1 protein-coding gene is annotated in these 853 nt (G+C 61.0%); it reads right to left on the bottom strand.

The window, feature by feature from the left end; translation table 11 throughout:
- The coding region (locus B3Q33_RS03085) for a hypothetical protein (protein ID WP_286826829.1) at positions 1-853 on the bottom strand (853 nt) is incomplete at both ends.

Genomic DNA, 853 nt, shown 5'->3' with positions numbered 1-853 from the left:
CCCCCGCATTTTCCTGACCAGCCGTAGTGAGGCGTGCGTGGGTCGGGTTGTTGACCACACGGATGCGGAAGTCGTCCTTGGCAATGCCCAGCTCCAGAGAGCCCACACCTTCTTCGGGGACGATGCCGCCGATGATCAGATCAAGCAGATCGCCCAGCACCGGAATCAGGGCGCCAAGATCCACCGACAGGTTCAGCGTTGCGGCAATGGCGGACGCATTACGCGACTCCAGCGTGATCTGCCCGTTGCGCAGGAATTTCACCGGCCCGGTCAGGTAGGCAGAGACCGGCAGGCTTCTCACGTTGGCATCCGCCACATTGGGGATAGCTTGCCCACCGGGGATCAAAGCGGAGAGCAGCCGCAGGTCCGGTGCATCCAGCCAGGCATCCAGGCGGGTGATGAAGATCGGATTGTCGATTTCCTCACCGGTGTCCGGGTCAATCTGGTTCACCACAAACCCGCGCAAAGGCTGCGGGGGCTTGTCGTCATAGGGCCGAAAACGCAGCACCAGTGCTCCCGTTTCCAGCGGTAACGGAATCAGATCGCCCAGAACCGGAATGGCCAGGGTAGCGTTGGCGGTCAGTGATGTGCCCATCACATGCTGGGCATTGATCTCCACCGGGATCGCTGACTCCCCCACGGTCTGGATACAGAAGATATCGCCATCGGCATCTTCCTGGGTGGCACACCAGCGGCCATTGCCTTCATCGACCAGACCGATATAACTCAGGTCCAGGGGTTCCTTGGGCAGGAACGCCATGGGCAGAGCCGCATGGGTAAAGATCTGGTCGCCGTCATCCAGGTTGGCGCCACCAATCAGCCCACCTGTGCTTTTCACATGGCCACGGGCATG

The sequence above is a fragment of the Alcanivorax sp. UBA3183 genome (assembly GCF_002364155.1).
Classification (GTDB): Bacteria; Pseudomonadota; Gammaproteobacteria; order Pseudomonadales; family Alcanivoracaceae; genus Alcanivorax; species Alcanivorax jadensis.
The sequence above is the reverse complement of the archived record's forward strand: the minus strand, read 5'-3'. Positions and strand labels throughout refer to the sequence as shown.